Source organism: Alphaproteobacteria bacterium, assembly GCA_024244705.1.
GTDB lineage: Bacteria > Pseudomonadota > Alphaproteobacteria > JAAEOK01 > JAAEOK01 > JAAEOK01.
Window position 1 is genome coordinate 1 of record JAAEOK010000024.1, and the last position, 1,154, is coordinate 1,154.

A 1,154-nucleotide genomic window follows, 5' to 3' on the forward strand; every position below is an offset into this window, starting at 1 on the left:
AGAAAATTTATGTAATACAACCGAAAGGGCTGGAGGATCCAAGGAAACCAGATCATGTATGCCTCCTAAAGAAAGCTCTGTATTATGGGACTTCAATTAGCGGGAAAATGTGGCACGAGATGCTAAGAAATACTGTACGGCAGTTTGGATACGAGCAGTCCAAAATTGACCATTGTCTGTTTTTCAGAACGAAACGAGGATATAAGGAACTCCTCACCATTTACGTTGATGATATACTTGTCACGAGTGGTGGTGGGGCCGAGAGTTCCGAAGCGCAACTGGATGAATTGGCACGGACATACGACGTTAAGAAGTCGGGGGCTGCCACGTTCATGTTAGGCATGGGAGTACATCAAGGAGCCACTAGGATTGTGATAAGTTGGCCAAATCGTGGCTAGAGGAAGGCGTATATTATCAGATTAAGAGTCGTGAACGCCTATGACCGATACGAGCATGACCAGGGTGCCGGGTTGGATCTCACGCCGGGGGTGTGGGAGGCGTGGAGGATCGCTATCGTGGGTATAACGGGAGAAAGGGGTCTCTACGACCTCCTCGTGCCCGAGGGATTTGAAGGGCCACGAGTGAAGGTTGATTAGGGGGTGAACAGGAGCTTGTGGTTCCTGCTAGCCAGGGTGACGGGGTCGCGGGCTGTCGGGGTCGTCCGAGAATTTGAGGGACGCACGGGGAACCCGGACGGGAAGAGTGCCTGGAGAAAACTCCAGGAAGTATATGGCGGAATGACCGCCGAAGAAAGGCCTCAGCAGCTGCTGAGGGCGGAGTTCCGACTGGCGGAAGCAGTCTGTGACGGGCCCAGAAAGGCAGCCAACTTCCTGGTCGGACTTGGGGAACTCTGGGCCATGTTCGAGAGCTTAGGCGAGCCCAAGACATACAATGCCAAGAAGGCGGCCCTGATCCGGGGGATCAGGGGGTCCCTGCCCGGGATATTCCAGCAGCTGGTGGCCCAGCCCCAGCTGGACTACGCCGGCCTGTCACGAGTGCTGGTCTCGTCAACTAGAAAATTTATGTAATACAACCGAAAGGGCTGGAGGATCCAAGGAAACCAGATCATGTATGCCTCCTAAAGAAAGCTCTGTATTATGGGACTTCAATTAGCGGGAAAATGTGGCACGAGATGCTAAGAAATACTGTACGGC

Annotated in this window: 2 protein-coding genes; both read left to right on the forward strand. The window is 53.2% G+C overall.

The features are described 5' to 3' along the window. On the forward strand, positions 1 to 398 hold a 398-nt coding region (locus GY791_02235), incomplete at its 5' end, for a hypothetical protein (protein ID MCP4327242.1). A 201-nt stretch (positions 399 to 599) separates the two neighbouring features. Next, entirely contained in the window at positions 600 to 1,028 is a 429-nt protein-coding gene (locus tag GY791_02240) for a hypothetical protein (GenBank protein ID MCP4327243.1), read from the forward strand. Positions 1,029 to 1,154 lie beyond the last annotated feature (126 nt).